General features: G+C 61.5%; 19 protein-coding genes. 8 read left to right on the top strand and 11 right to left on the bottom strand.

The window, feature by feature from the left end; all coding sequences use genetic code 11:
* The first annotated feature begins 9 nt into the window (after window positions 1–9).
* Window positions 10–1,725 (top strand): N-acetylglucosamine-specific PTS transporter subunit IIBC, encoded by a 1,716-nt coding sequence (gene nagE / locus J3P79_RS05665; RefSeq protein WP_434608844.1) that lies wholly within the window; start codon window positions 10–12, stop codon window positions 1,723–1,725.
* A 219-nt stretch (window positions 1,726–1,944) separates the two neighbouring features.
* Here the strand turns inward: nagE and J3P79_RS05660 are convergent, their stop codons facing one another.
* The gene (locus J3P79_RS05660) at window positions 1,945–2,256 is read right to left on the bottom strand and encodes an NGG1p interacting factor NIF3 (protein WP_434608842.1); all 312 of its coding nucleotides are present in this window, start codon (window positions 2,254–2,256) and stop codon (window positions 1,945–1,947) included.
* Window positions 2,257–2,260: 4 nt separating this feature from the next.
* Entirely contained in the window at window positions 2,261–6,157 is a 3,897-nt protein-coding gene (gene purL / locus J3P79_RS05655; protein ID WP_434608840.1) for a phosphoribosylformylglycinamidine synthase, read from the bottom strand.
* 287 nt (window positions 6,158–6,444) lie between these two features.
* On the opposite strand from purL, the gene mltF reads away from it, so the two are divergent.
* Complete coding sequence (gene mltF / locus J3P79_RS05650) at window positions 6,445–7,905, top strand: membrane-bound lytic murein transglycosylase MltF (RefSeq protein ID WP_434608837.1); 1,461 nt, start codon at window positions 6,445–6,447, stop codon at window positions 7,903–7,905.
* 123 nt (window positions 7,906–8,028) lie between these two features.
* On the opposite strand, the gene pdxJ is transcribed toward mltF, so the two are convergent.
* The 8 genes from pdxJ to lptF form a co-directional block, all read right to left on the bottom strand.
* Window positions 8,029–8,772: a pyridoxine 5'-phosphate synthase gene (gene pdxJ / locus J3P79_RS05645; RefSeq protein ID WP_434608835.1), complete on the bottom strand. Its 744-nt coding sequence runs from the start codon at window positions 8,770–8,772 to the stop codon at window positions 8,029–8,031.
* 50 nt (window positions 8,773–8,822) lie between these two features.
* A complete protein-coding gene (recO, locus tag J3P79_RS05640) occupies window positions 8,823–9,512 on the bottom strand; it encodes a DNA repair protein RecO (RefSeq protein ID WP_434608833.1) in 690 nt (229 codons plus the stop codon).
* Window positions 9,513–9,683: 171 nt separating this feature from the next.
* On the bottom strand, window positions 9,684–10,586 hold the full coding sequence (gene era / locus J3P79_RS05635) for a GTPase Era (RefSeq protein ID WP_039591481.1): 903 nt from the start codon (window positions 10,584–10,586) through the stop codon (window positions 9,684–9,686).
* Window positions 10,579–11,268, bottom strand: coding sequence for a ribonuclease III (rnc, locus tag J3P79_RS05630; RefSeq protein WP_030139612.1), 690 nt, complete (start codon window positions 11,266–11,268; stop codon window positions 10,579–10,581). The genes era and rnc overlap by 8 nt, the downstream gene beginning before the upstream one ends.
* 184 nt (window positions 11,269–11,452) lie before the next feature.
* Complete coding sequence (lepB, locus tag J3P79_RS05625; protein ID WP_434608830.1) at window positions 11,453–12,307, bottom strand: signal peptidase I; 855 nt, start codon at window positions 12,305–12,307, stop codon at window positions 11,453–11,455.
* A gap of 5 nt (window positions 12,308–12,312) precedes the next feature.
* Entirely contained in the window at window positions 12,313–14,112 is a 1,800-nt protein-coding gene (gene lepA, locus J3P79_RS05620) for a translation elongation factor 4 (RefSeq protein WP_045156814.1), read from the bottom strand.
* Window positions 14,113–14,275: 163 nt separating this feature from the next.
* Complete coding sequence (lptG, locus tag J3P79_RS05615; RefSeq protein WP_434608827.1) at window positions 14,276–15,337, bottom strand: LPS export ABC transporter permease LptG; 1,062 nt, start codon at window positions 15,335–15,337, stop codon at window positions 14,276–14,278.
* Complete coding sequence (gene lptF / locus J3P79_RS05610; RefSeq protein WP_039591485.1) at window positions 15,330–16,451, bottom strand: LPS export ABC transporter permease LptF; 1,122 nt, start codon at window positions 16,449–16,451, stop codon at window positions 15,330–15,332. Before lptF ends, lptG begins: the two co-directional genes overlap by 8 nt.
* Before the next feature lie 316 nt (window positions 16,452–16,767).
* Between lptF and J3P79_RS05605 the strand changes: the two genes are divergently transcribed.
* The 5 genes from J3P79_RS05605 to rlmF all read left to right on the top strand — a co-directional run bounded on the left by J3P79_RS05605 (window position 16,768) and on the right by rlmF (window position 23,409).
* Window positions 16,768–18,258 carry a leucyl aminopeptidase gene (locus tag J3P79_RS05605; protein ID WP_434608824.1) on the top strand — a complete coding sequence of 497 codons (1,491 nt, stop codon included), beginning with the start codon at window positions 16,768–16,770 and terminating at the stop codon, window positions 18,256–18,258.
* Window positions 18,259–18,318: 60 nt separating this feature from the next.
* Entirely contained in the window at window positions 18,319–18,747 is a 429-nt protein-coding gene (locus J3P79_RS05600) for a DNA polymerase III subunit chi (protein ID WP_434608823.1), read from the top strand.
* A gap of 7 nt (window positions 18,748–18,754) precedes the next feature.
* Entirely contained in the window at window positions 18,755–19,120 is a 366-nt protein-coding gene (locus J3P79_RS05595) for a DNA polymerase III subunit chi (protein ID WP_434608821.1), read from the top strand.
* Between the two features lie 169 nt (window positions 19,121–19,289).
* The gene (locus tag J3P79_RS05590) at window positions 19,290–22,136 is read left to right on the top strand and encodes a valine--tRNA ligase (RefSeq protein ID WP_434608819.1); all 2,847 of its coding nucleotides are present in this window, start codon (window positions 19,290–19,292) and stop codon (window positions 22,134–22,136) included.
* 253 nt (window positions 22,137–22,389) lie between these two features.
* Window positions 22,390–23,409, top strand: a complete 1,020-nt coding sequence (rlmF, locus tag J3P79_RS05585) for a 23S rRNA (adenine(1618)-N(6))-methyltransferase RlmF (RefSeq protein WP_434611366.1) — start codon at window positions 22,390–22,392, stop codon at window positions 23,407–23,409.
* Between the two features lie 128 nt (window positions 23,410–23,537).
* Here rlmF and J3P79_RS05580 read toward each other — a convergent pair whose 3' ends face one another.
* Complete coding sequence (locus J3P79_RS05580) at window positions 23,538–23,819, bottom strand: HU family DNA-binding protein (RefSeq protein ID WP_039591491.1); 282 nt, start codon at window positions 23,817–23,819, stop codon at window positions 23,538–23,540.
* A gap of 394 nt (window positions 23,820–24,213) precedes the next feature.
* Here J3P79_RS05580 and yejK point away from each other — a divergent pair, with 394 nt between their 5' ends.
* The gene (yejK, locus tag J3P79_RS05575; protein ID WP_030139623.1) at window positions 24,214–25,218 is read left to right on the top strand and encodes a nucleoid-associated protein YejK; all 1,005 of its coding nucleotides are present in this window, start codon (window positions 24,214–24,216) and stop codon (window positions 25,216–25,218) included.
* Window positions 25,219–25,315 lie beyond the last annotated feature (97 nt).

Below are 25,315 nucleotides of genomic sequence, written 5' to 3'. Positions count from 1 at the left end.
AGAGACGCCATGTACCAGCATTTCATCGAAGGGCTTCAGCGCCTCGGCCGGGCGCTGATGCTGCCGATCGCGATCCTGCCGATCGCGGGCCTATTGCTGCGCCTGGGTGACACGGACCTGTTGAACATCGCGATTATCCACGATGCCGGCGAAGCGATCTTCGCCAACCTGCCGATGATCTTCGCCATCGGCATCGCCGTGGGCTTCGCCCGGGACAATAACGGCACGGCCGGGTTGGCAGGAGCCATCGGCTACCTGGTGATGATCGCGACGCTGAAGGTACTCGACGCGACCATCAACATGGGCATGCTCGCCGGGATCATCAGCGGGCTGTTGGCCGGCGCGTTATATAACCGCTTCAAGGACATCAAGCTGCCGGAGTACTTGGCTTTTTTTGGCGGCCGGCGCTTCGTACCGATTGTCACCGGTTTCAGCGCCGTGGGCCTTGGCCTGGTGTTCGGCCTGATCTGGCCGCCGATCCAGCACGGTATAAACGCCTTCGGCGAGCTGCTGATGGCCAGCGGCAGCTTCGGCGCGTTCGTCTTCGGCGTGTTCAATCGATTGCTGATCGTCACCGGCCTGCACCACATCCTCAACAACATGGCCTGGTTCATATTCGGCAGCTTCACCGACCCTACCACCGGCGCGGTCGTCACCGGTGACCTGACCCGCTATTTCGCCGGCGACCCCAAGGGCGGCCAGTTCATGACCGGCATGTTCCCGGTGATGCTCTTCGGCCTGCCCGCCGCCTGCCTGGCGATGTACCGCAACGCCCTGCCCCAACGGCGCAAAGTCATGGGCGGGATCTTCTTGTCGATGGCGCTGACCTCGTTCCTGACCGGCGTCACCGAGCCCATCGAATTTGCCTTCATGTTCCTCGCGCCACTGTTGTACCTGGTCCACGCGTTGCTCACCGGCCTGTCGATGGCGGTGACCAATATGTTGGATATCCACTTGGGCTTTACCTTCTCGGGCGGCTTTATCGACATGGTGCTGGGCTGGGGCGAATCCACCAACGGCTGGCTGGTCGTTCCGGTGGGCCTGGCCTATGCGCTGATCTACTACCTGGTGTTCGATTTCTGCATCCGCCGCTTCGACCTGAAGACGCCGGGGCGTGAAGAAATGCCGGCGGGCGACAAACCGGTGATTGCCGAAAACCAACGCGCCGCTGCGTATATCCAGGCCTTGGGCGGCGGCGACAACCTGATCACCGTCGGCGCTTGCACCACGCGCTTGCGCCTGGACATGGTGGATCGCAACAAGGCGTCCGACGCCCAGCTCAAGGCCCTCGGCGCCATGGCCGTGGTCCGCCCTGGCAACGGCGGCAGCTTGCAGGTAGTGGTGGGGCCGATGGCCGACAGCATCGCTGATGAAATTCGCTTGGCCTTGCCCTCTTCCGATAGGCCAGTCAGTGCGCCCGCGAACGCAGTGGTCGAGCCGACCCTACCGACAGGTGTCTCCGAGGCCCAGGCGCAACAATGGCTCGATGCCCTGGGCGGTGGCGGGAATGTGTTGCAGCTCGATTGCGTGGCGATGAGCCGTTTGCGGGTGCAGTTGGCTGATGGCAAGCGGTTGTCGGAAAGCCAGCTCAAGGCCCTGGGTTGCCAGGGGGTCAGCTCGCTGGACGGTGGCGTCTGGCACTTGCTGTTAGGGGAGAAAGCGCCGGGGTTGTGGCGGGCGTTGGAGGCGGCGCTGCTCAGTCGTAAGGCGGATGTCAAAGCCTGAATTTTCTTTGCCTGAAAATACGCCTTCGCGAGCAAGCTCGCTCCCACAGTGGATTAGTGTTGTCCACAAGACAAGTGATCGACACCATACCCTGTGGGAGCGAGCTTGCTCGCGATGGGGCCGGAGGACACTCAACACCTAGCCCCTGACACCCCTCGCCACAATAAAAAACCCGCTGAATCGATCAGCGGGTTCTTTTTTATTGCAACAGCGGGAAGATCAAAAATCCTCCAACCGCCACACTTCATACGCCGGTGTCTCGTAGGGATGGCTCTGTTTCAGCGCCTCCACTACGGGGCGGATCAGCTCATCGGCGACAACAAGCTCCACCTTCCACTCCTCGACCTGCTCGACCTGCCCCGCTTCGCCAATGAACGGCTGGCTGCCGTCCAAAGGGCGAAACTGGCCCAGGCCCAACACCTGCCAGGCGCAATGGTCATAGCCACCGATTCGCCCGCCACCGGCAGCGAATACGGCGCTTTTGACCTCATCCACATGGCTGGCCGGGACGAAGAAGCAGAGCTTGTACACCGTCTTAGTTCACCCAGACGCGCGCGTTGCGGAACATGCGCATCCATGGCGCGTCTTCGTTCCAGTCGTCCGAACGCCACGAGTTCTGCACCGCACGGAAGACCCGCTCAGGGTGCGGCATCATGATCGTGACGCGGCCGTCGCGGCTGGTCAGGCCGGTGATGCCGCGCGGCGAGCCGTTCGGGTTGGCCGGGTAGGTTTCGGTGACCTTGCCGTGGTTGTCGACGAAACGCAGCGACACACAACCGGACAGGTCCGCTTCGAGCAGCGCTTCTTCGCTTTCGAACTCCGCGTGGCCTTCGCCGTGGGCGATGGCGATCGGCATGCGCGAACCGGCCATGCCCTGCAGGAAGATCGAGTTCGACTCCTGCACCTGGACCATCGCGACACGGGCTTCGAACTGCTCGGAACGGTTGCGCACGAAGTGCGGCCAGAACTCGCTGCCCGGGATCAGCTCGTGCAGGTTGGACATCATCTGGCAACCGTTGCACACGCCAAGGGTGAAGCTGTCGGTGCGCTCGAAGAAGCCTTGGAACGCATCACGGGCGCGGCTGTTGAACAGCGCCGACTTGGCCCAGCCTTCACCGGCACCCAGCACGTCACCGTAGGAGAAGCCGCCGCAAGCGACCATGCCCTTGAAGTCGTTCAGGTCGACACGACCGGCCAGGATGTCGCTCATGTGCACGTCAATCGCGTTGAAACCGGCGCGGTCGAACGCGGCCGCCATCTCCACCTGGCCGTTGACGCCCTGCTCGCGCAGGACCGCCACTTGTGGGCGAATGCCTTTCTTGATGTAAGGCGCGGCCACGTTGTCGTTGACGTCGTAGCTGAGCTTGGCGCTCAGGCCTGGGTTGTCTTCTTCCAGCAGCGCGTCGAATTCCTGCTCGGCGCACTCGGCGTTGTCGCGCAGGCGCTGGATCTGGTAGCTGGTCTCGGCCCACTGGCGCTGCAAGAGGCGGCGCTGGCCTTCGAAGACGGTGTCGCCGTTGAAGGTGATGTTGATGTGGGCGTTGTTGATCGGCTGGCCGATCACCGAGACGCACTCGGCCAGGCCGGCGGCGCTGAACTGGGCGAGGATGTCCGGGGTGGCGTCCTGGCGAACCTGGATCACTGCACCCAGCTCTTCGTTGAACAGGATCGCCGGGATTTCGCTGGCCGATTCGGCCACGCTGTCCAGGGTCAGGTTGAGGCCGCAGTGGCCGGCGAAGGCCATTTCCATCACGGTGGTCAGCAAGCCGCCATCGGAACGGTCGTGGTAGGCCAGCAGGTGACCGTCGGCGTTGAGGCCCTGGATCACGGCAAAGAACGCCTTCAGGTCTTCGGCATCGTCGACGTCCGGCGCTTGCGAACCGAGCTTGCCATGCACCTGGGCCAGGATCGAGGCGCCCATGCGGTTCTGGCCGCGACCCAGGTCGATCAGGATCAGGTCTGTGGTGCCCTTGTCCATGCGCAGTTGCGGGGTCAGGGTCTGGCGAATGTCGGTGACGGGGGCGAAACCGGTCACGATCAGCGACAGCGGCGAGGTCACACTCTTGTCCACGCCTTCGTCGTTCCAGCGCGTGGCCATGGACATGGAGTCCTTGCCCACTGGAATGGTGATGCCCAGCTCAGGGCACAGCTCCATGCCGACCGCCTTGACGGTGTCGTACAAGCGGGCGTCTTCACCGGGGTGGCCGGCGGCAGACATCCAGTTGGCCGACAGCTTGATGTCGGAGATCTTGCCGATGCGCGAAGCCGCGATGTTGGTCAGGGTTTCGCCGATCGCCATGCGGCCCGACGCCGGGGCGTCCAGCAGCGCCAGCGGCGTGCGCTCGCCCATCGCCATGGCTTCGCCGGTGTAGACGTCGAAGCTGGTGGCGGTCACGGCCACGTCGGCCACCGGCACTTGCCATGGCCCGACCATCTGGTCGCGGGCCACAAGGCCGGTGATGGTGCGGTCGCCGATGGTGATCAGGAAGCTCTTGCTCGCCACGGCCGGGTGATGCAGTACACGCTCGATGGAATCGGCGATGTCGAGGGTGGACGGATCGAAATCGTCGCCCAGCTCTGCTTCGCGAACGGCCGAACGGTGCATGCGCGGGGCCTTGCCCAGCAGCACTTCCAACGGCATGTCCACCGGGCTGTTGCCGAAGTGGCTGTCGGTCACAGTCAGTTGCGGCTCGGCGGTGGCTTCACCCACCACGGCGAACGGGCAACGCTCACGCTCGCAAATCGCCTGGAAGCGCTCGAAGTCGGCCGGGCCGACGGCCAGGACGTAACGTTCCTGGGATTCGTTGCTCCAGATTTCGTGCGGGGCCATGCCCGGCTCGTCGTTCGGAATGTTGCGCAGTTCGAAGCGACCGCCACGCCCACCATCGTTGACCAGTTCCGGGAAGGCGTTGGACAGGCCGCCCGCACCAACGTCGTGGATGAAGCTGATCGGGTTGTGTTCGCCCAGCTGCCAGCAACGGTCGATGACTTCCTGGCAACGGCGTTCCATTTCCGGGTTTTCCCGCTGGACCGATGCGAAGTCCAGGTCCGCCGAGCTGGTGCCGGTGGCCATGGAGGATGCCGCGCCGCCGCCCAGACCGATCAACATGGCCGGGCCGCCGAGGACGATCAGCTTGGAGCCGACCAGGATTTCGCCTTTCTGAACGTGTTCGGCGCGGATGTTGCCCATGCCGCCGGCGAGCATGATCGGCTTGTGGTAACCACGGACTTCTTCACCACGGGGGGTGGTGATGGATTGTTCGAAGGTACGGAAGTAGCCGGTCAGGGCCGGACGGCCGAATTCGTTGTTGAACGCCGCGCCGCCCAGGGGGCCTTCGATCATGATGTCGAGGGCGTTGACGATGCGCTCAGGCTTGCCGTACGGCTTCTCCCACGGCTGTTGGAAGCCTGGAATCTGCAGGTTCGACACGGTGAAACCGGTCAAGCCGGCCTTGGGCTTGGCACCGCGACCGGTGGCGCCTTCGTCGCGGATCTCGCCACCGGAACCGGTGGACGCGCCCGGGAACGGGGCAATGGCGGTCGGGTGGTTGTGGGTCTCGACCTTCATCAGGATGTGCACCGGTTCCTGGACCGCACCGTACTGGCGGGTCTCGGGGTTCGGGTAGAAGCGACCGGCAACGTTGCCGACGATCACCGCGGCGTTGTCCTTATAGGCCGACAGCACACCTTCGTTGTGCATCTGGTAGGTGTTCTTGATCATGCCGAACAGGCTTTTTTCCTGTTCCTGGCCGTCAATGTCCCAACTGGCGTTGAAGATCTTGTGGCGGCAATGCTCGGAGTTGGCCTGGGCAAACATCATCAGTTCGATGTCGTGCGGGTTGCGCTTCAAGCCCTGGAAGGCGTTGACCAGGTAATCGATCTCGTCTTCGGCCAGGGCCAGGCCCAGCTCGGCGTTGGCTTTTTCCAACGCGGCGCGGCCACCGCCCAACACATCAATGGCGGTCAGCGGCTTGGGCTCGGCGTGGCTGAACAGGCCGGCGGCCTGCTCCAGGTTACCCAGTACGACCTGGGTCATGCGGTCATGCAGGCCTTCGGCGATCAGTTGGGCCTCGGCCTCGCTGAAGTCACCGGCAACATAGAAGGCAATGCCGCGCTCCAGGCGCTGGATTTTCGCCAGGCCGCAGTTGCGGGCGATGTCGCTGGCCTTGCTCGACCACGGCGAAATAGTGCCGAAACGCGGCAATACCAGGAACAGGCGACCGGTTGGCTCCTGGACCGGAACACTTGGACCGTACTTCAGAAGGCGCGCGAGCACCTGCTGTTCGTCGCCGGTCAAACCGCCGGTGACTTCGGCGAAGTGAGCGAATTCAGCATACAAGCCACTGACAGCCGGTACTTTCTGGCTCAGTTGCTCAAGAAGTTTGCTGTGGCGAAAGGCAGAAAGGGCAGGAGCGCCGCGCAGGATCAACATCTTCGGGACAGCCTCGGGAAGGGGTGTGCTTTGAGGCCGTGCATTCTAGCCTAAACCGCTGCCGACGGCACCCGAAACGCTACGTCAGGTGCCAGCCGAACGTCGGTCGCGCTGTCGGCGGCAGCCTTACCCGGTCATCGGCGCCACGCCATGGAGATATTTTTTATCCCCATGAGCCCTGCCGCGCGCCGGCCCGCTTGGCTTGCGGACACGTTTTGCAACCTCTAGCAGACTGGCCTTTTGCTGTCGATATATGGCGGTCGAGGCCGTTTGCGTATACTGCGCAGATGTTTTCCCCAACGGCTTTGCGTCCGCGGTACGCCAGATGGCTGATCGCAACCGGACTCTTCCTGGTGCTCAGTGGCTGTGTTGAGAAACCCAACACACTGGAGCGCGTAAAGGAGGATGGCGTGCTGCGGGTCGTTACCCGGAACAGCCCCGCCACCTACTTCCAGGATCGCAGTGGTGAAACCGGCTTCGAATACGAGCTGGTGAAGCGCTTCGCCGAGGATTTGGGGGTCGAGCTGAAAATCGAGACCGCCGACAACCTCGACGACCTGTTCAGCCAGGTCGGCAAGCCCAACGGCCCGGTCCTCGCCGCTGCGGGACTGGTCAGCAGCGAACAGCGCAAGAAGCAGGTGCGGTTTTCCCACCCTTACTTGGAAGTGACCCCGCAGATCATCTATCGCAATGGCCAATCACGTCCCACCGACGCGGCAGCCCTGGCCGGTAAGAAGATCATGGTGCTCAAGGGCAGCTCCCATGCCGAACAACTGGCGCAGTTGAAGCAGCAATATCCAGGAATCGAATACGAAGAGTCCGACGCCGTTGAAGTCGTCGACCTGCTGCGCATGGTCGATGAGGGCCAGATCGACCTGACCCTCGTCGATTCCAACGAAGTGGCGATGAACCAGGTCTACTTCCCCAACGTGCGCGTGGCGTTCGACCTGGGCGATACCCGCAGCCAGAGCTGGGCGGTGGGCCCCGGCGAAGACAACAGCCTGCTCAACGAGATCAACGACTACCTGGACAAGGTGCAGAAGAATGGCACCCTGCAACGCCTGAAGGATCGTTACTACGGCCACGTTGACGTCCTCGGCTACATGGGCGCAACGACGTTCGCCCAGCACCTGCAGCAGCGGCTGCCCAAATACGAGCAACACTTCAAGACCTACGCCAAGAAGGAAAAGGTCGATTGGCGGCTGCTGGCCGCCGTCGGCTATCAGGAATCGCTGTGGCAACCGACAGTGACCTCCAAGACCGGCGTACGCGGCCTGATGATGCTGACCCAGAACACCGCCCAGGCCATGGGTGTATCCAACCGCCTCGATCCGAAGCAGAGCATCATGGGCGGCGCCAAGTACCTGGCCTACATGAAAGAACAACTGGACGAGAGCATCGAGGAACCGGACCGTACCTGGTTCGCCCTCGCCGCCTACAACGTCGGCAGCGGCCACCTCGACGACGCACGCAAGCTCGCGGCCAAGGAAGGGCTGAACCCGAACAAGTGGCTGGACGTGAAGAAAATCCTGCCTCGCCTGTCCCAGAAGCAGTGGTACAGCAAGACCCGCTACGGCTACGCCAGGGGCGGTGAACCGGTGCATTTCGTGGCGAACATTCGTCGCTACTACGACATCCTGACCTGGGTGACGCAGCCGCAGCTCGAAGGCAACCAGGTGGCCGAGGGCAACCTGCACGTGCCGGGCGTGGACAAGAGCAAGCCGAGCCAGGAATCCCCGCAACTTTAAGGGCATACCCCAAACCCTGTGGGAGCGAGCTTGCTCGCGATAGCAGACTGGCTATCAATATCAATGTTGACTGTCAGACCGTCATCGCGAGCAAGCTCGCTCCCACAGGGGCTCGTAGTGAATCTAAGGTTTGGCGGCAGCCAGGATCAGCGCCTTCATTTCCGACACAGCCGACTTGAACCCGACGAACAACGCATGGGCCACCAGCGCGTGGCCGATGTTCAGCTCGTTGATACCCTTGATCGCGGCGACAGCCTCGACGTTGTGGTAATGCAAGCCATGGCCGGCGTTGACGATCAGCCCTTGGGCCAGGCCAAAGGTGACGCCATCGGCGACCCGCTGCAGCTCATCGGCCACGTCGCTCGGGGTCTCGGCGTCGGCGTAACGCCCGGTATGCAGTTCGATGGCCGGGGCGCCGACCCGCTTGGAGGCTTCGATCTGCCGCTCGTCGGCGTCGATGAACAGCGACACCTCGGCGCCCATCTTCGACAGCCGCTCCACCGCCGCCTTGATCCGCGCCTCCTGCCCCGCCACGTCCAGTCCGCCTTCGGTGGTCAGTTCCTGGCGGGTTTCCGGCACCAGGCAGATGTGCGCCGGGCGGATGCGCTCGGCGAACGCCATCATTTCCTCGGTCACGCCCATTTCGAAATTCATGCGGGTTTGCAGCACATCCTTGAGCAACAGCACGTCGCGTTCCTGAATGTGGCGCCGGTCCTCGCGTAGATGCACGGTGATGCCGTCGGCACCCGCCTCTTCGGCATCCAGTGCGGCCTTGACCGGATCCGGGTAGCGCGTACCACGGGCCTGGCGCAGGGTGGCGACATGGTCGATGTTCACGCCGAGAAGAATGCGATTGCTGGTGCTCACGAAAAGCGCTCCTGAATGGACAGAGATTCGGCCCACAGCATACGGGGAGATCAGGGCTTGCGAAACAGCTCGCGACTGACCAGCGGCCGACCGCCCAAATGAACGGCCAAGGCTTGGCGCATCAAACGCTTGGCCGCCGCCAACGCACCCGGCGCGGTCCAATCGGCTTCGGCCATGGCCAGGAGTTCAACGCCATTGAACAGCCCGGGTTGCAGTTGGTAGACCTGCTCCAGGCCCGCGTCCACTTGCAAGCGGTACAGCCCGTCGGCGGCGATGGGCTGGCCGTGCAGGTCAGTGTGGAGGGAAAAGCCGTAGCCCAGGTCATCCAGCAGCCGCCATTCGAACGAGCGCAGCAACGGCTCCAGCGGACGCCCTTCGGCCAGTGCCAGCAGCGTGGCGGTGTAATGATCAAATACCGCGGGATGGGGATCCTCGGCCGGCAGCAGGCGGATCAACAGTTCGTTGAGGTATAGACCGCTGAACAAGGCCTCGCCATTGAGCCAGGCCGCGACGCCGTTGCTTTCCATCCGCCCGACATTTTTCAACTCCCCCCGGCCACGGAATTCGACTTCCAGCGGCACGAACGGCCGCGCCAACGTCCCGGCCTTGCCTCGCGCACCGCGCAAGACCGCCCGCAGTCGCCCCTGGGGCGTGAGGAAGTCCACCAGGGCGCTGCTTTCGCGGTACGCGCGAGAGTGCAGGACGTAGGCGGGTTGGGCGGTGGGTTGGGCTGAGGGCATGGGAATCAGAGTTCTCAATGGACGAGCAGAGTTTTCAAACAGCCCCAAACCAATGTGGGAGCGAGCTTGCTCGCGATAGCGGTCTGTCAGTCAACATCCATGTTGAACAGCAGGCCCTCATCGCGAGCAAGCTCGCTCCCACAATGGTTCTCGGTACATCCAGTCAGCTGATCAGAGGTCGCCGTAACCCAACGAACGCAACGCCCGCTCGTCATCGGACCAGCCGCCCTTCACCTTGACCCACAGGTTAAGCATGATCTTGGAGTCGAACAGCAGCTCCATATCCTTGCGCGCCTCGGTGCCGATGCGCTTGATACGCTCGCCCTTGTCGCCAATGATGATTTTCTTCTGGCCGTCACGTTCGACGAGGATCAAGGCATGAATGTGCAAGGTCTTGCCCTGCTGCTTGAATTCCTCGATCTCCACCGTGATCTGGTACGGCAGCTCGGCCCCCATCTGGCGCATGATTTTCTCGCGCACCAGCTCGGCGGCGAGGAAACGGCTGCTGCGGTCGGTGATCTGGTCTTCAGGGAAGAAATGATCGTTTTCCGGCAGGTGCTCGGCAATCACCCGCTCCAGCGCATCGAGGTTATGGCCATGCTGGGCAGAGATCGGGATGATCTGGGCGTTCGGCAACTGCTCCTGCAACCAGGTCAGGTGCGGCATCAATTCAGCCTTGTCTTCGATGCGATCAGTCTTGTTCAGCGCCACGATCAGCGGCCCGGTCACGTACTGGACGCGCTCGAGGACCATCTGGTCTTCTTCGGTCCACTTGGTGCGGTCGACCACAAAGATCACCACATCGACGTCTTTCAACGCCGCCGAGGCGGTCTTGTTCATGTAGCGGTTCAGGGCCTTTTCGCCACCCTTGTGCATGCCTGGGGTGTCGACATAGATCGCCTGCACGTCGCCTTCGGTCTTGATGCCCAGCATGTTGTGCCGAGTGGTTTGCGGTTTGCGCGAGGTGATCGCCAATTTCTGGCCCAAGATGTGGTTCAGCAGCGTGGACTTGCCCACGTTCGGCCGACCGACAATGGCGACATAGCCGCAGCGGGTGACGGTTGTATCAGTCATTGCCATTCTCCACGCCCAAGGCGATCAGTGCTGCGGCGGCCGCTACCTGTTCGGCAATACGACGGCTCACGCCCTGGCCCCGGCTTTTTTCATTCAATAAGACCACTTCGCATTCGACGAAGAAGGTTCGGCAATGCGGCTCACCCTGGATATCCACCACTTCGTAGCGTGGCAGTTCGCAACTGCGCGATTGCAAAAACTCCTGCAAGCGAGTCTTGGGATCCTTGTTGGTGTCCACCAGCGTCAGGCTGTCGATTTCGGACGTCAGCCAGGCCAGCACGCGCTCGCGCGCCATTTCCATGCCCGAGTCCAGGTAGATCGCGCCAATCAACGCCTCCAAGGCGTCGGCGAGGATGGATTCGCGGCGGAAACCGCCGCTTTTCAACTCGCCGGAACCCAGACGCAAGTAGTCGCCCAGGTCGAAACCACGGGCCAGTACCGCCAGGGTCTCACCTTTTACCAATCGTGCGCGCAAACGCGACAACTGGCCTTCGCGAGCCAGGGGGAAGCGTTCGAACAACGCCTCGCCGGCGACAAAGTTGAGGATCGCATCGCCGAGGAATTCCAGGCGTTCATTGTTGCGCCCGGCAAAACTGCGGTGAGTGAGGGCCAGGAGCATCAGCTCCTGATCCTTGAACGTGTAGCCGAGCTGACGCTCGAGACGGCTTAGAGAAACGCTCACGGTTTACCCACGCTGAGTTCGTGGCTGGATTCCACCGCCACGGCGACGAGGCGCCGTTGGCTTGGGACAATTAACGCTGTGTTCAAAAATGACGTCCTGACTATCGTTGGCTTCATGCCTTCGGGCAACCTTGTGCAGGCTCCAGAAATGCATTCGGCGCTGTGTTCAACAGCGCCGTGTGTGATTACTTGATCAGGCCAACCCGCGAGAAATTCGGCAGGTGGCTGAGTTTGGGTTCCGGCCAGCTCATCCAGACTGCAAAGGCCTTGCCGACGATATTGCGGTCGGGAACCATGCCCAGCAGGTCCTTGGGTATGTTCGGATCATCCCAGTACCGGCTGTCGTTAGAGTTGTCGCGGTTGTCGCCCATCATGAAATAGTGCCCGGCCGGCACGGTCCACGAATGGTCCGGCGTGGCGCGGTAGCGGCTCATTTCCTTGCGGATCAGGTGTTCCGCCTCGCCGAGCTTTTCCTTGTAGAGCTCAGCGCTGCCCAGCGTGCCCGGTTCGGAACCGATCAACTGCTCGGCCACCAATTCGCCGTTGACGAAGAGGCGTTTGTCGGCGGTGTAGCGGATCTTGTCGCCCGGCAGGCCCACCACACGTTTGATGTAGTTGACGTTCGGGTCGCTTGGGAAGCGGAACACCATCACATCGCCGCGTTGCGGGTCGCCGATCTCGATGACCTTCTTGTCGATCACTGGCAGCCGGATCCCGTAGGAAAACTTGTTCACCAGGATGAAGTCGCCCACGTCCAGGGTCGGTTTCATCGAACCGGACGGAATCTGGAACGGCTCCACCAGGAACGAGCGCAGCACCAGCACGATGAACAGCACCGGGAAGAACGACTTGCCGTACTCGACCAGCAGTGGTTCCTTGTTGAGCTTTTCAATGACCACGCCGTCAGGCTGGCTGACACTGCCCTGGTAAGAGGCAATAGCGGCCCGGCGCCGAGGCGCCAGGAACAACAGATCAAGCAACGCCAACAGGCCGCAGACGAACACGGCGATAACCAGCAACAGCGGGAAATTTAGCGACATAGGACCTAACTATCCAACCTGAGCACCGCGAGGAAGGCTTCCTGTGGAATTTCCACGTTGCCGACCTGCTTCATGCGTTTTTTACCGGCCTTCTGCTTTTCCAACAGCTTGCGCTTACGGCTGACGTCGCCGCCGTAGCATTTGGCCAATACGTTCTTTCTGAGTGCCTTGACGGTTGTACGCGCCACAATCTGCCCGCCAATGGCGGCCTGGATTGCCACATCGAACATCTGCCGCGGAATCAGCTCCTTCATCTTCTCGGTCAATGCGCGACCTTTGTAGTGCGCGTTGTCACGGTGCACGATCAATGCCAGGGCATCGACCTTCTCGCCGTTGATCAGCACATCCAGCTTCACCAGATTAGCCGACTGGTAACGATCGAAATGATAGTCCAGCGAAGCATAGCCGCGGCTGGTGGATTTGAGACGGTCGAAGAAGTCCAGCACCACTTCGTTCATCGGCAGGTCGTAGGTCACCTGGACCTGGGAGCCGAGGAACAGCATGTCGTGCTGCACGCCGCGCTTCTCGATGCACAGGGTGATGACGTTGCCCAGGTGCTCCTGAGGCACAAGGATGTTGGCCCGCACGATCGGTTCGCGCATGTCCTCGATGGCCGACAGGTCCGGCAGCTTGGACGGGTTGTCGACGTAGATCGTCTCGCCGTTCTTGAGCAGCAGTTCGAAGATTACCGTCGGCGCCGTGGTGATCAGGTCCAGGTCATACTCGCGCTCCAGGCGCTCCTGGATGATTTCCATGTGCAGCATGCCGAGGAACCCGCAACGGAAGCCGAAGCCCAGGGCGTCGGAGCTTTCCGGTGTGTATTGCAGGGACGAGTCGTTCAGCGTCAGCTTTTGCAGCGCTTCGCGGAAATCTTCGAAATCGTCGGAACTGACCGGGAACAGGCCGGCGTAGACCTGCGGCTGGATGCGTTTGAAGCCGGGCAGCACATCGACATCTGGGGTCGAGCTCAAGGTCAGGGTGTCGCCGACCGGCGCCCCGTGAATGTCCTTGATACCGGCAATGATGAAGCCCACTTCACCGGCCTTCAGGTCGACGGTGGCGGTATGTTTCGGGTTGAAGACACCGACGCTGTCCACCAGGTGGATCTTGCCGGTGGACTTGACGAGGATCTTGTCGCCCTTCTTCACGCGGCCATGGCGCACGCGAACCAGGGAAACCACGCCCAGGTAGTTGTCGAACCAGGAGTCGATGATCAACGCTTGCAGCGGGTCTTCGATATTGCCGGTCGGCGCGGGAATGGTGGTGACCAGGCGCTCGAGCACTTCATCCACGCCCAGGCCGGTCTTGGCACTGCAGGTGACCGCGTCGGTGGCGTCGATGCCGATGATTTTCTCGATTTCTTCTTTCACGCGGTCCGGATCGGCCTGGGGCAGGTCGATCTTGTTCAACACCGGCATGACTTCCAGGCCTTGCTCGATGGCCGTGTAGCAGTTGGCGACCGATTGGGCCTCGACGCCCTGGCCGGCATCCACCACCAGCAAAGCACCTTCACAGGCCGCCAGCGACCGGCTGACTTCATAGGTGAAGTCGACATGGCCTGGGGTATCGATGAAGTTGAGCTGGTAGGTAATTCCGTCGCGAGCCTTGTAATAAAGGGTAACGCTGTGGGCCTTGATGGTGATCCCGCGTTCACGCTCCAGGTCCATGGAGTCGAGGACCTGGGCTTCCATTTCACGCTCGGCCAGGCCGCCGCACATCTGGATGAAGCGATCAGCCAGCGTCGACTTGCCATGGTCAATGTGGGCGATGATGGAGAAATTGCGGATATGACTCAAATCACTCACGGATCAACACTCAAAAAGGCTGCAGGCATGGCCCGCCGAAAAATAGCCGGGAATTGTACCTGATACACCCCGCAAGCGTCACGTTCACCTGTCGATGACTACTTAGTGGCGAGGGAGCAAGCGCCCTCCCCACCCAAGCCTGCTCGACACGATGAACGTTGAATCAACCCGCCCGGCGCAACAGCCAGAGTCCGGCCAACGCGCAGATACCGGCCGGCACCAGCACGGCAAATAAAGGCGAGAAGCCGAACACCAGGCTCGATGGGCCGAGCAGATCCTGGGCGATACGGAAGGTAAATCCCACCAGCACGCCAGTGAAGACCCGCTGGCCAAGCGTCACCGAACGCAGCGGACCGAAGATGAAGGAAATGGCCATCAAGACCAGTGCAGCGGTCACCAGCGGTTGCAACACCTTGACCCAAAAAGCCAGCCAGTAGCGACCATTGTTCAGCCCCTGGTCCGCCAGGTAGTGGATGTAGCCCCACAAACCGGTGATCGACAAGGAGTCCGGCGCCATGACCACGGTGCTGAGCAACTGCGGGCTGAGCGCCACGTCCCAGCGCTCCTGCGGGACGGCGACGACTTCGGTGCGCTTGTCATGGAACAGCGTGGTCGTGACGTCGTTCAGTTGCCAATGGTCCTCTTCGAACTTCGCGCGCTTGGCGAAGCTGGAGGACAGCATGTGCCGCTGGTCGTCAAAACGGTAGCGGGTCACGCCATACAGGGTGCCATTGGGCTGGACCGAGTTGATGTGGATGAACTCATCGCCCTGGCGGTGCCAAAGGCCATGCTTGGCGCTTTGCGCGTCACCGCCGCCCTGGGCCAGGGAACGGTTGGCCTGGGCGGTGTTCTCGGTGGCCGGGGCGACGTATTCGCCGATCAGCAAGCCCACCAGCATCAACACCAGCATCGGCTTCATTACCGCCCAGACGATCCGACCGATGGACACGCCGGCGGCGCGCATGATGGTCAGTTCGCTGTTGCTCGCCAGGCTGCCCAGGCCGATCAGGCAGCCGATCAATGCAGCCATCGGCAGCATGTCGTACAAGCGGCGCGGCGCGGTCAGCAATACATAGCTCGCGACGTCCAGAAGCGTATAGGTATCGCTGACATCGCCCATCTCATCGATGAACGCGAACAAGGTCGCCAGGCCAAGGATGATCCCCAGCACCGCGAGGATCGCCATGAACACGCTGCTGCCGATGTAGCGGTCGAGCTTAACCACGGGCCACCTCCAGCGCGCTGCGACGGCTGGCGAGTTTCAGCCGCAGCGGCTCCCAGTAGAGCAACCCGAGGCCGATGGCCAGGAAAATCGAATGCACCCACCACAAGCCCAGCGTCGGTGGGATCTTGCCCTTCTCCAGGGCACTGCGGGCGGAAATCAGGATGGTGAGGTAAGCCATATACAAGAGAATCGCCGGCAACAGCTTGAGGAAACGGCCCTGGCGCGGATTGACCCGCGACAGCGGAACCGCCATGAGCGTCACGATAAACACCAGCAGCGGCAGCGACAGGCGCCACTGCAGCTCGGTACGGGCGCGGATATCGTCGTTGCCCAGCAGGCTGGCCGTGGACATCGCATCCCGGTCAGTGACTTCGTCGCTGGCCTCGGGCTTGGGCAGCAGCACGCCGTAGGTGTCGTACTTGATCGCCCGGTAATCGGCCTGCCCCGGCGTGCCGTCGTAGCGATAGCCGTTTTCCAGGATCAGGTAGCGGTTGCCGTCAGGGTTGATTTCCTGGCGCCCCTTTTCAGATACCAGCACGGAAATTCCGCGGTCCTTCTTGGTGTCCGAAGACACGTTCTTCTGGGTAATGAAAACCCCGCCCAGGTTGACGCGGTCTTCCGAAAGCTCCTCGGTATAGGTGACGCGAGTCCCGTCGCGCAGGGCCTGGAAGCGCCCCGGTACCAAGGTGTCGAATTCGGTCAGGGCGTCCTGCTGGTTGATCAGCAGTTGAAACTGGTTAGCCCCTTGGGGCGCCAGGCTGAGGCTCAACCAGGCGACCACCAGTGCCACCAGCGTCGCCGGGAACAAGGAAATCCGGAACAGGCGCTGCTGGCTCATGCCGGTGGCCGACAGCACGGTCATTTCGCTGTCCAGGTACAGGCGACCATAGGCCAGCAGGATGCCGAGGAACAATCCCAGGGGCAGGATCAACTGGAGGAAGCCCGGCAGGCGGAACCCCATGATCAGGAACAGCGAGCCAGGGTCCAGGGCGCCCGAAGCCGCCTGGGCAAGGTATTTGATGAAGCGCCCGCTCATGATGATGACCAGCAGCACGGCGCTGACGGCGCTCAGGGTCAGCAGGACTTCGCGGGACAGATAACGGAAGACGATCAAACCAGACACTCCAGGATTGTCAGGCTAAGGCGGCCAAACAAGACACGTATCGAGCCGGCCCACGCATCGAGCCGTCGAAAAAAGAGCCGCATTATCCTGTGATTGGACGCGCCTGTCACTGCGCACGCTTTAACCAGACGCTTCATGGCTAAAAAGTTAACAGTTGCGAGGGTTGTCAGGCTCGGGCGCCGAGGTTCAAACTGCGGCCTTTGTCGCCGGCGAGCCCGGCGCTTCTTTTTATAGAGAAGACAGCTGTTCAGCGCGCCAATGTCGTCCTGGCGCCTGGCCTCTTGACCATTGACTCAAGGATCCGGACATGGAACTGGTTGTAAAAAGCGTCAGCCCAGAAACGTTGAAGACCGCCACGCTGGTGGTTGCCGTGGGTGAAAACCGCAAGCTCGGCGTCGTCGCGACCCAGCTCGACGCCTTGAGCGGCGGCGCGATCAGCGCGGTGCTCAAGCGCGGCGACCTGGCCGGCAAGGTCGGCCAGAGCCTGTTGTTGCACAGCCTGCCCAACCTCAAGGCCGAGCGCGTGCTGCTGGTGGGCGTGGGCAAGGACGCCGAACTGGGCGACCGTCCGTTTCGCAAGATCATTGCCGGCGTGCTCGGCACCCTGAAAGGCCTGGGCGGTGGCGATGCTGCACTGGCGCTGGACGAACTGGTGGTCAAGGGCCGCGACAGCTACGGCAAGAATCGCCTGCTGGCCGAGACCCTGGTGGACGGCGAATATCAGTTCGACCGTTTCAAGAGCCAGAAAGCCGAACCCCGCGCCCTGAAAAAAATCACCCTGCTGACCATCAAGGCCGCCCAGGCTGAAGTCCAGCGCGCCGTGACCCACGCCACCGCGATTGCCAACGGCATGGCGCTCACCCGCGACCTGGGCAACCTGCCGCCGAACATCTGCCACCCGACGTTCATGGGCGAACAGGCCAAGGCACTGGGCAAGGAATTCAAGGCCTTGAAGGTCGAAGTCTTCGACGAGAAAAAGATCAAGGACCTGGGCATGGGTTCGTTCTATGCCGTCGGCCAGGGCAGCGCCCAGCCGCCACGCCTGATCGTCATGCAATACAACGGCGGCAAGAAATCCGAGAAGCCATACGCACTGGTCGGCAAGGGCATCACTTTCGACACCGGCGGCATCAGCCTCAAGCCGGGCGCCGGCATGGATGAAATGAAGTACGACATGGGCGGCGCCGCGAGTGTATTCGGCACCCTGCGCGCCGTGCTCGAACTGCAACTGCCGATCAACCTGGTGTGCATCCTGGCCTGCGCCGAGAACATGCCCAGCGGCACGGCCTCGCGTCCGGGCGACATCGTCACCACCATGAGCGGCCAGACCGTCGAAATCCTCAACACCGACGCCGAAGGCCGCCTGGTGCTGTGTGACGCCCTCACCTACTCCGAACGCTTCAAGCCGCAAGCGGTGATCGACATCGCGACCTTGACCGGCGCCTGCGTCGTCGCCCTCGGCGCCCATACTTCGGGCCTGCTGGGCAATAACGACGAGCTGATCGGCCAACTGCTCAGCGCCGGCCAGCAAGCCGACGATCGTGCCTGGCAGCTGCCATTGTTCGACGAATACCAGGAACAACTGGACAGCCCGTTCGCCGACATCGCCAACATCGGCGGCCCGAAAGCCGGGACCATCACGGCGGCGTGCTTCCTGTCGCGCTTCACCAAGAACCTGAACTGGGCGCACCTGGACATCGCCGGCACGGCCTGGACCAGCGGCGGCAAGGACAAGGGCGCAACCGGCCGTCCGGTTCCCCTGCTGACCCAATACCTGCTGGACCGCGCCAAGGCCTGACATCAATGATTGACGTTGGCGTCGCCCTCGGGTGGCGCCAGCGATGGCTCCGGAACCGCAATGACCAAAGTCGACTTCTATATCCTGCCCAGCGCCGATCCCTCGGCGCGACTGGATTTCGCCTGCAAGCTCACTGAAAAGGCCTGGCGCATGGGACACCGCATCTACCTGCATTGCAGCGATGCCGCCCAGCGCGAGGACCTCGACGCACGGCTGTGGGCTTTCAAGGGCGAAAGCTTCGTGCCCCATGGCCCGGCGGAAAGCGAGTCAGAAGGTGCAATCGTGCTCGGGCTGGGGGATGACTGCGCAGGGCATCAGGACCTGCTGGTCAACCTTGACCTGAAAGTGCCGGCCTTCGCCCAGCGCTTCGCCCGCGTGGCGGAAGTGGTGGTGGAAGACCCGGTCATCCGGCAAGCCGCGCGGGAGAGTTTCCGTTTCTACCGCGAACAGGGCTATCCTCTGCAAGACCACCGTTTACAGCGACTTTGAGCCTACGATGGATACTCCAAAACCACCGCAAAAACCCGCGCAATTGCTCGATGACCTCGAGTCGATCCGCCAACTGCTCGGCGACGACACCCTGCAACCGCCGCTGCTGACCGATACGGTGGAACACGAACCGGTGCACGACGAACAGATTCCGCTGCTGTTCGACCCGATCAACGGCCAGCCGGAACCCAAGCCAGCGCCCAAGGCCGACCCAAAAGGCCCCGACGCCCTGCTGCACCTGGACCGGGAACTTCGCGCCGCCGCACAACTGATCATGCAAGACGTTATCGACGACTTCGCCCCGCACATCGAAACCGAGATCAAGCGCCGGCTGGATGCGCGGATGGAGCGGTTGTTGAGTCAGTACGAATAGCGCTGCGCCTCGATTGCATGCGCTTTTGTGGCGAAGGAGCTTGCTCCCTCGCCACAATGTTTCTCGGCTTGAATGAAGCGATCACAGCCACACCGACTCGCCCTGCGCCCCACGCCCCGCTATACTTCCCGGCTTTTCCTGAATAAATGCCAATAGGGTCCCGCCGCGCATGGATAAGACCTACCAGCCGCACGCCATTGAAACTTCCTGGTACAACACCTGGGAGTCCGAGAATTATTTTGCTCCGCAAGGCGCGGGCGATTCCTACACCATCATGATCCCGCCGCCGAACGTCACCGGCAGCCTGCACATGGGCCACGGCTTCAACAATGCGATCATGGACGCCCTGATCCGTTTCCGCCGCATGCAAGGTCGCAACACCTTGTGGCAGCCGGGCACCGACCACGCCGGCATCGCCACCCAGATGCTTGTGGAGCGTCGTCTCGAAGCCCAGGGCCAGAGTCGTCATGACCTGGGTCGCGAGAAATTCCTCGAGAAAGTCTGGGAATGGAAAGACGAGTCCGGTGGCAACATCAGCCGCCAGATCCGTCGCCTCGGCTCGTCCGTGGACTGGAGCCGCGAGCGCTTCACCATGGACGACGGCCTTTCGGAAGCGGTGAAGGAAGCCTTCGTGCGCCTGCATGAAGATGGCCTGATCTACCGCGGCAAGCGCCTGGTCAACTGGGACACCAAGTTGCACACGGCCATTTCCGACCTCGAAGTGGAGAACCACGACGAGAAAGGTTTCCTGTGGAACCTGAAGTACCCGTTGGCCGACGGCGCCAAGACCGCCGAAGGCAAGGATTACCTGATCGTCGCCACCACCCGTCCGGAAACCATGCTGGGCGACTCTGCCGTGGCGGTGAACCCGAACGATGAGCGCTATCAGGCGCTGATCGGGAAGTTTGTCGAGCTGCCGTTGGTTGGCCGTCGCATCCCGATCATCGGCGACGATTACTGCGACCCCGAATTCGGCACCGGCTGCGTGAAAATCACCCCAGCCCACGATTTCAACGACTATGAAGTTGGCAAGCGCCACAACCTGCCGCTGTTGAACATTTTCGACAAGAACGCCAATGTGTTGCCGGCTGCCCAGGCCTTCAACCTCGACGGCACCTTGAACGAAAGCGTCGACGGCCAGATCCCGGCCGAATATGCCGGCCTGGACCGCTTCGAGGCGCGCAAGCAGATTGTTGCCGCGTTCGACGCCGCCGGCCTGCTGGTCAGCGTCGACGATCACGCCCTGAAAGTCCCGAAAGGCGACCGCTCTGGCACGATCATCGAGCCATGGTTGACCGACCAGTGGTACGTGTCCACCAAGCCGCTGGCCGAGCCTGCGATCGCCGCCGTGGAAGACGGCCGCATCCAGTTCGTGCCCAAGCAATACGAGAACATGTACTTCTCGTGGATGCGCGACATCCAGGATTGGTGCATCAGTCGCCAGCTGTGGTGGGGCCACCGCATTCCGGCCTGGTACGACGAGTCGGGCAAGGTCTATGTCGGCCGCGATGAAGCCGAAGTCCGCGACAAGCACAACCTCGGTCCGGACGTTGCGCTGCAGCAGGACAACGACGTCCTCGATACCTGGTTCAGCTCGGGCCTTTGGACCTTCTCCACACTGGGCTGGCCGCAGCAGACCGAGTTCCTGAAGAAATTCCATTCCACCGACGTGCTGGTCACCGGCTTCGACATCATTTTCTTCTGGGTCGCCCGGATGATCATGCTGACCATGCACCTGGTGAAAAACGAAGATGGTACTCCGCAAGTGCCATTCAAGACCGTCTACGTCCATGGGCTGGTGCGCGACGGCCAGGGCCAGAAGATGTCCAAGTCCAAGGGCAACGTCCTTGACCCGCTGGACATCATCGACGGCATCGACCTGGAAACCCTGGTGCAGAAACGCACCTCCGGCCTGATGCAGCCGAAACTGGCGAAGAAGATCGAGAAAGCCACCCGCGAAGAATTCGCCGAGGGCATCGCCAGCTACGGCACCGATGCCCTGCGTTTCACCTTCTGTTCGCTGGCATCCACCGGTCGCGACATCAAGTTCGACATGGGCCGCGTCGAAGGCTACCGCAACTTCTGCAACAAGATCTGGAACGCAGCCCGCTACGTGTTGGATAAGGGCGAAGACTGCGGCCAGAACGGCGAAGCCTACGAGCTGAGCCTGGCCGACCGCTGGATCATTTCCCAACTTCAACGCACCGAAGCCGAAGTGACTCGCCAACTGGATCAGTTCCGTTTCGACCTGGCTGCGCAGGCGCTGTACGAGTTCATCTGGAACCAGTATTGCGACTGGTACCTGGAACTGTCCAAGCCGGTGTTGTGGGACGAAAACGCACCGGTGGAACGTCAGCGCGGCACCCGTCGTACCCTGGTTCGAGTGCTGGAAGTGGCCCTGCGCCTGGCGCATCCGTTCATGCCGTTCATCACCGAGGAAATCTGGCAGCGCATCGCACCGCTCGCTGGCATCCAAGGCAAGACGATCATGTTGCAACCGTGGCCGGTGGCCAACGAGACCCGCATCGATCCGGCAGCCGAAGACGACATCGAGTGGCTGAAGACCTTCATGCTCGGCCTGCGCAACATCCGCGCCGAAATGAACATCGGCCCGGGCAAGCCACTGGCCTTGTTCCTGAAGAATGCCAGCACTGAGGACTTGCGCCGCCTCAACGAAAACGAGGCGCTGCTCAAGAAGCTGGCGAAGCTTGAATCGGTGACCGTGCTGGCTGCGGGCGAGGAAGCGCCACTGTCGGCCACCGCGCTGGTCGGCGAGATGGAAGTGCTGGTGCCAATGGCCGGGCTGATCGACAAGGCCGCCGAACTGGCGCGCCTGGACAAGGAAATCCTGCGCCTCAAAGGCGAAGTGCAGCGGGTCGGCGGCAAGCTGTCCAACGCCGGCTTCGTCGACAAGGCCCCGGCTGAAGTCATCGAGAAGGAACGGGCAAAGCTGGCCGAGGCTGAACAGGCCCTGGGCAAGCTGGCTGAGCAACACGCGCGGATTGCCAGTCTGTAACGGTTGTTCGCAACGAAACAGGAGGTCCAGCTGGACCTCCTTTTTTATGCCTGCCCTTTTCTCCCAGACAATGAAGAACCCTTGTTGGAGCGAGCTTGCTCGCGATAGCGGTAGGTCAGCCAACTGATATGCCGACTGACACACCGCTATCGCGAGCAAGCTCACTCCCACATTTAGTCCGTATTACCATCAAGAGCGCGCGGGATGTGGGACAATGCCCGCCATTTTCAGCCATACCCGAATCGACCAGCCCATGAACGCCCCCCGCACTCCCAAACCTGCGCGCAAGAAGCCTGACGCCGCGCCCCCAAGCAAAGCCGTCGAGCCGCGCGAGAAGGCCAGCCTGCACCCGCGCAATCGCCATCAGGGTCGTTACGACTTCCCGGCGCTGATCAAAACCTCGCCGGAACTGGCGAAGTACGTGATCACCAACCCGTACGGCAAGGAAAGCCTCGACTTCGCCAACCCCGACGCGGTGCGTGTGTTCAACCGGGCGCTGCTCAAGGCGTTCTATGGCATCCAGCATTGGGACATCCCGGCGGATTACCTCTGCCCTCCGGTTCCAGGGCGCGCCGATTACGTGCATTTTCTCGCTGACCTGCTGGCGAGCATGAACGACGGCAAGGTGCCGCGTGGCGCAATCGTCAATGTGCTGGACATCGGCATGGGCGCCAATTGCGTTTATCCGCTGATCGGCAACAGCGAATACCGCTGGCACTTCCTCGGCTCGGAGATCGACCCGACAGCCGTGGCAGCAGCCAGGGCCATCGTTCAGTCCAACGATCTGAGCAAAGTCATCCAGCTGCGTCAACAGGAAAACCGCAAGCACATCCTCATCGGCTTGCTGGAACCGGGCGAGCGTTTTGACCTGACCATGTGCAACCCGCCGTTCCACGCCTCGATGGAAGAAGCGACCAAGGGCAGCGAGCGCAAGTGGCGCGCCTTGGGCAAGGCTGATCCGAAACGCAAGCTGCCGGTGCTGAACTTCGGCGGGCAATCGGCGGAGCTTTGGTGTGAAGGCGGTGAAGCGCGCTTTGTGACGCAACTGATAGCCGAAAGTGCCAACTTCCAACACAAGGTTTTATGGTTCAGCACGCTAGTGTCGAAAGCCTCGAACCTGCCGGCGATCGAAACCGCGTTGAAGAGGGCTGGCGCGCTGGAGAGCCAGGTGGTGGAGATGTCGCAGGGGCAGAAACAGAGTCGCTTCGTGGCGTGGACTTTCCAGACCAAGTCCGAGCAGCAGATCTGGCGGCGCGAACGCTGGGTCCGCTAATACGACGCTGATCCAAGGTGGGAGCGAGCTCCTGCCATGACGACGGCCTGCGCAGTCGACACAAAAAACACAGACACAAAAAAACCGTGCCCGGATCGCTCCGCGGCACGGTTTTTTATCAAGCGGTCTTACTTGTTGACCGCGTCGGTCAGGCCTTTGGCCACAACCAGCTTGATCACTTTCTTGGCCGGGATTTCGATGGCTGCGCCAGTCGAAGGGTTGCGACCGGTACGGGCAGGACGCTCGGTGACTTTCAGCTTGCCAACGCCTGGCAAGGTCAGTTCGCCACCGTTTTCCAGCTGATCGGCAACGATTTGGCCCAGTTGGTCCAGCAGTGCACGCACGGTAGCTTTTGGTGCGTCTACAGCTTCAGCCAAATCAGCGATCAGTTGGTCTTTAGTAAGAGCCATGTAGTGTTCCTTCCCTATCAAATTCATATGGATTGCAGAGTGCAGTGTCAGCCATCGAGCCCGATCTATCTGATCAGCCGCCCTCGGTCATCACCACGACGGATCGGGGTAATAGATGCCGAAATCCGGGTTTGGTTCGACCTGACAAATGCTGAATGCACGCTTAACGCAGTGACATCGCGTAAGACCGGGCAAAACTAGCACAACGCCTGTGAAATATCCGCCTCTACCTACCCAAATGGTCAGCTTTATTGCGCTAAAACGGTAAAAAAATGCTCTCCGAGTGTCGGAAGGGTCTGAAAGGCCCTTCGACGCGTTGCAAAACCAGTGATTGCGGTACACTGGGCCCTTTTCGGGGAGCGCGCACTCCCCTCTTTCATCAGCCGAGAAATCCATGCCGATCCGTCATTGCATCGTCCACCTGATCGACAAAAAACCCGACGGCACGCCTGCTGTGCTCCATGCCCGCGACTCCGAACTGGCTGAGTCCACGGCCATCGAGAACATGCTCGCCGATCTCAATGAAAGCTATAACGCCAAGCAAGGCAAGGCCTGGGGTTTCTTCCACGCCGAGTCCGGGGCGCATCCGTTCAGCGGCTGGCTGAAGGAATACCTGGACGGCGGCAAGGACTTCACCGCGTTCAGTCGCGTGGCGGTGGAACACCTGCAGAAGCTGATGGAAGAGTCCAACCTGTCGGTGGGTGGCCACGTGCTGTTTGCGCATTACCAGCAGGGCATGACCGACTACCTGGCCATCGCCCTGCTGCACCACAGCGAAGGCGTGGCAGTCACCGATGAACTGGATGTGACCCCGTCCCGCCACTTGGATCTGGGCCAGCTGCACCTGGCGGCGCGGATCAATGTGTCGGAATGGCAAAACAACAAACAGTCCAAGCAGTACATTTCGTTCATCAAGGGCAAGAACGGCAAGAAAGTCTCGGAATACTTCCGTGACTTCATCGGCTGCCAGGAGGGCGTCGACGGCCCCGGCGAGACCCGCACCCTGCTCAAGGCCTTCAGCGACTTCGTCGAGAGCGAAGACCTGCCGGAAGACGATGCCCGGGAAAAGACCAAGACCCTGGTGGACTACGCCAGCAGCCAGGCCAAGCTCGGCGAGCCCATGGGCCTGGAAGAACTGTCCGAGCTGATCGACGAAGAACGCCCGAAAGCCTTCTACGACCACATCCGCAACAAGGACTATGGGTTGTCGCCGGAAATCCCGGCGGACAAACGCACCCTCAACCAGTTCCGCCGCTTCACCGGCCGCGCCGAAGGCTTGTCCATCAGCTTCGAAGCGCACTTGCTGGGCTCCAAGATCGAATATGACGAAGAGGCCGGTACGTTGATCATCAAGGGCTTGCCGACATCGCTGACTGATCAGCTCAAGCGGCGTAATTGATATTCAGCACAAGCACTGAATATCGTCTCGACAGCACGCCATCGTCACCCCACGATGGCACTGTTTAAACCTCCGCGAGCTTGACAACTCCCCTCCA

The sequence above is a fragment of the Pseudomonas sp. R1-7 genome, from assembly GCF_051132105.1.
In the GTDB taxonomy this organism is placed as follows: Bacteria; Pseudomonadota; Gammaproteobacteria; order Pseudomonadales; family Pseudomonadaceae; genus Aquipseudomonas.
The sequence above is the reverse complement of the archived record's forward strand: the minus strand, read 5'-3'. Positions and strand labels throughout refer to the sequence as shown.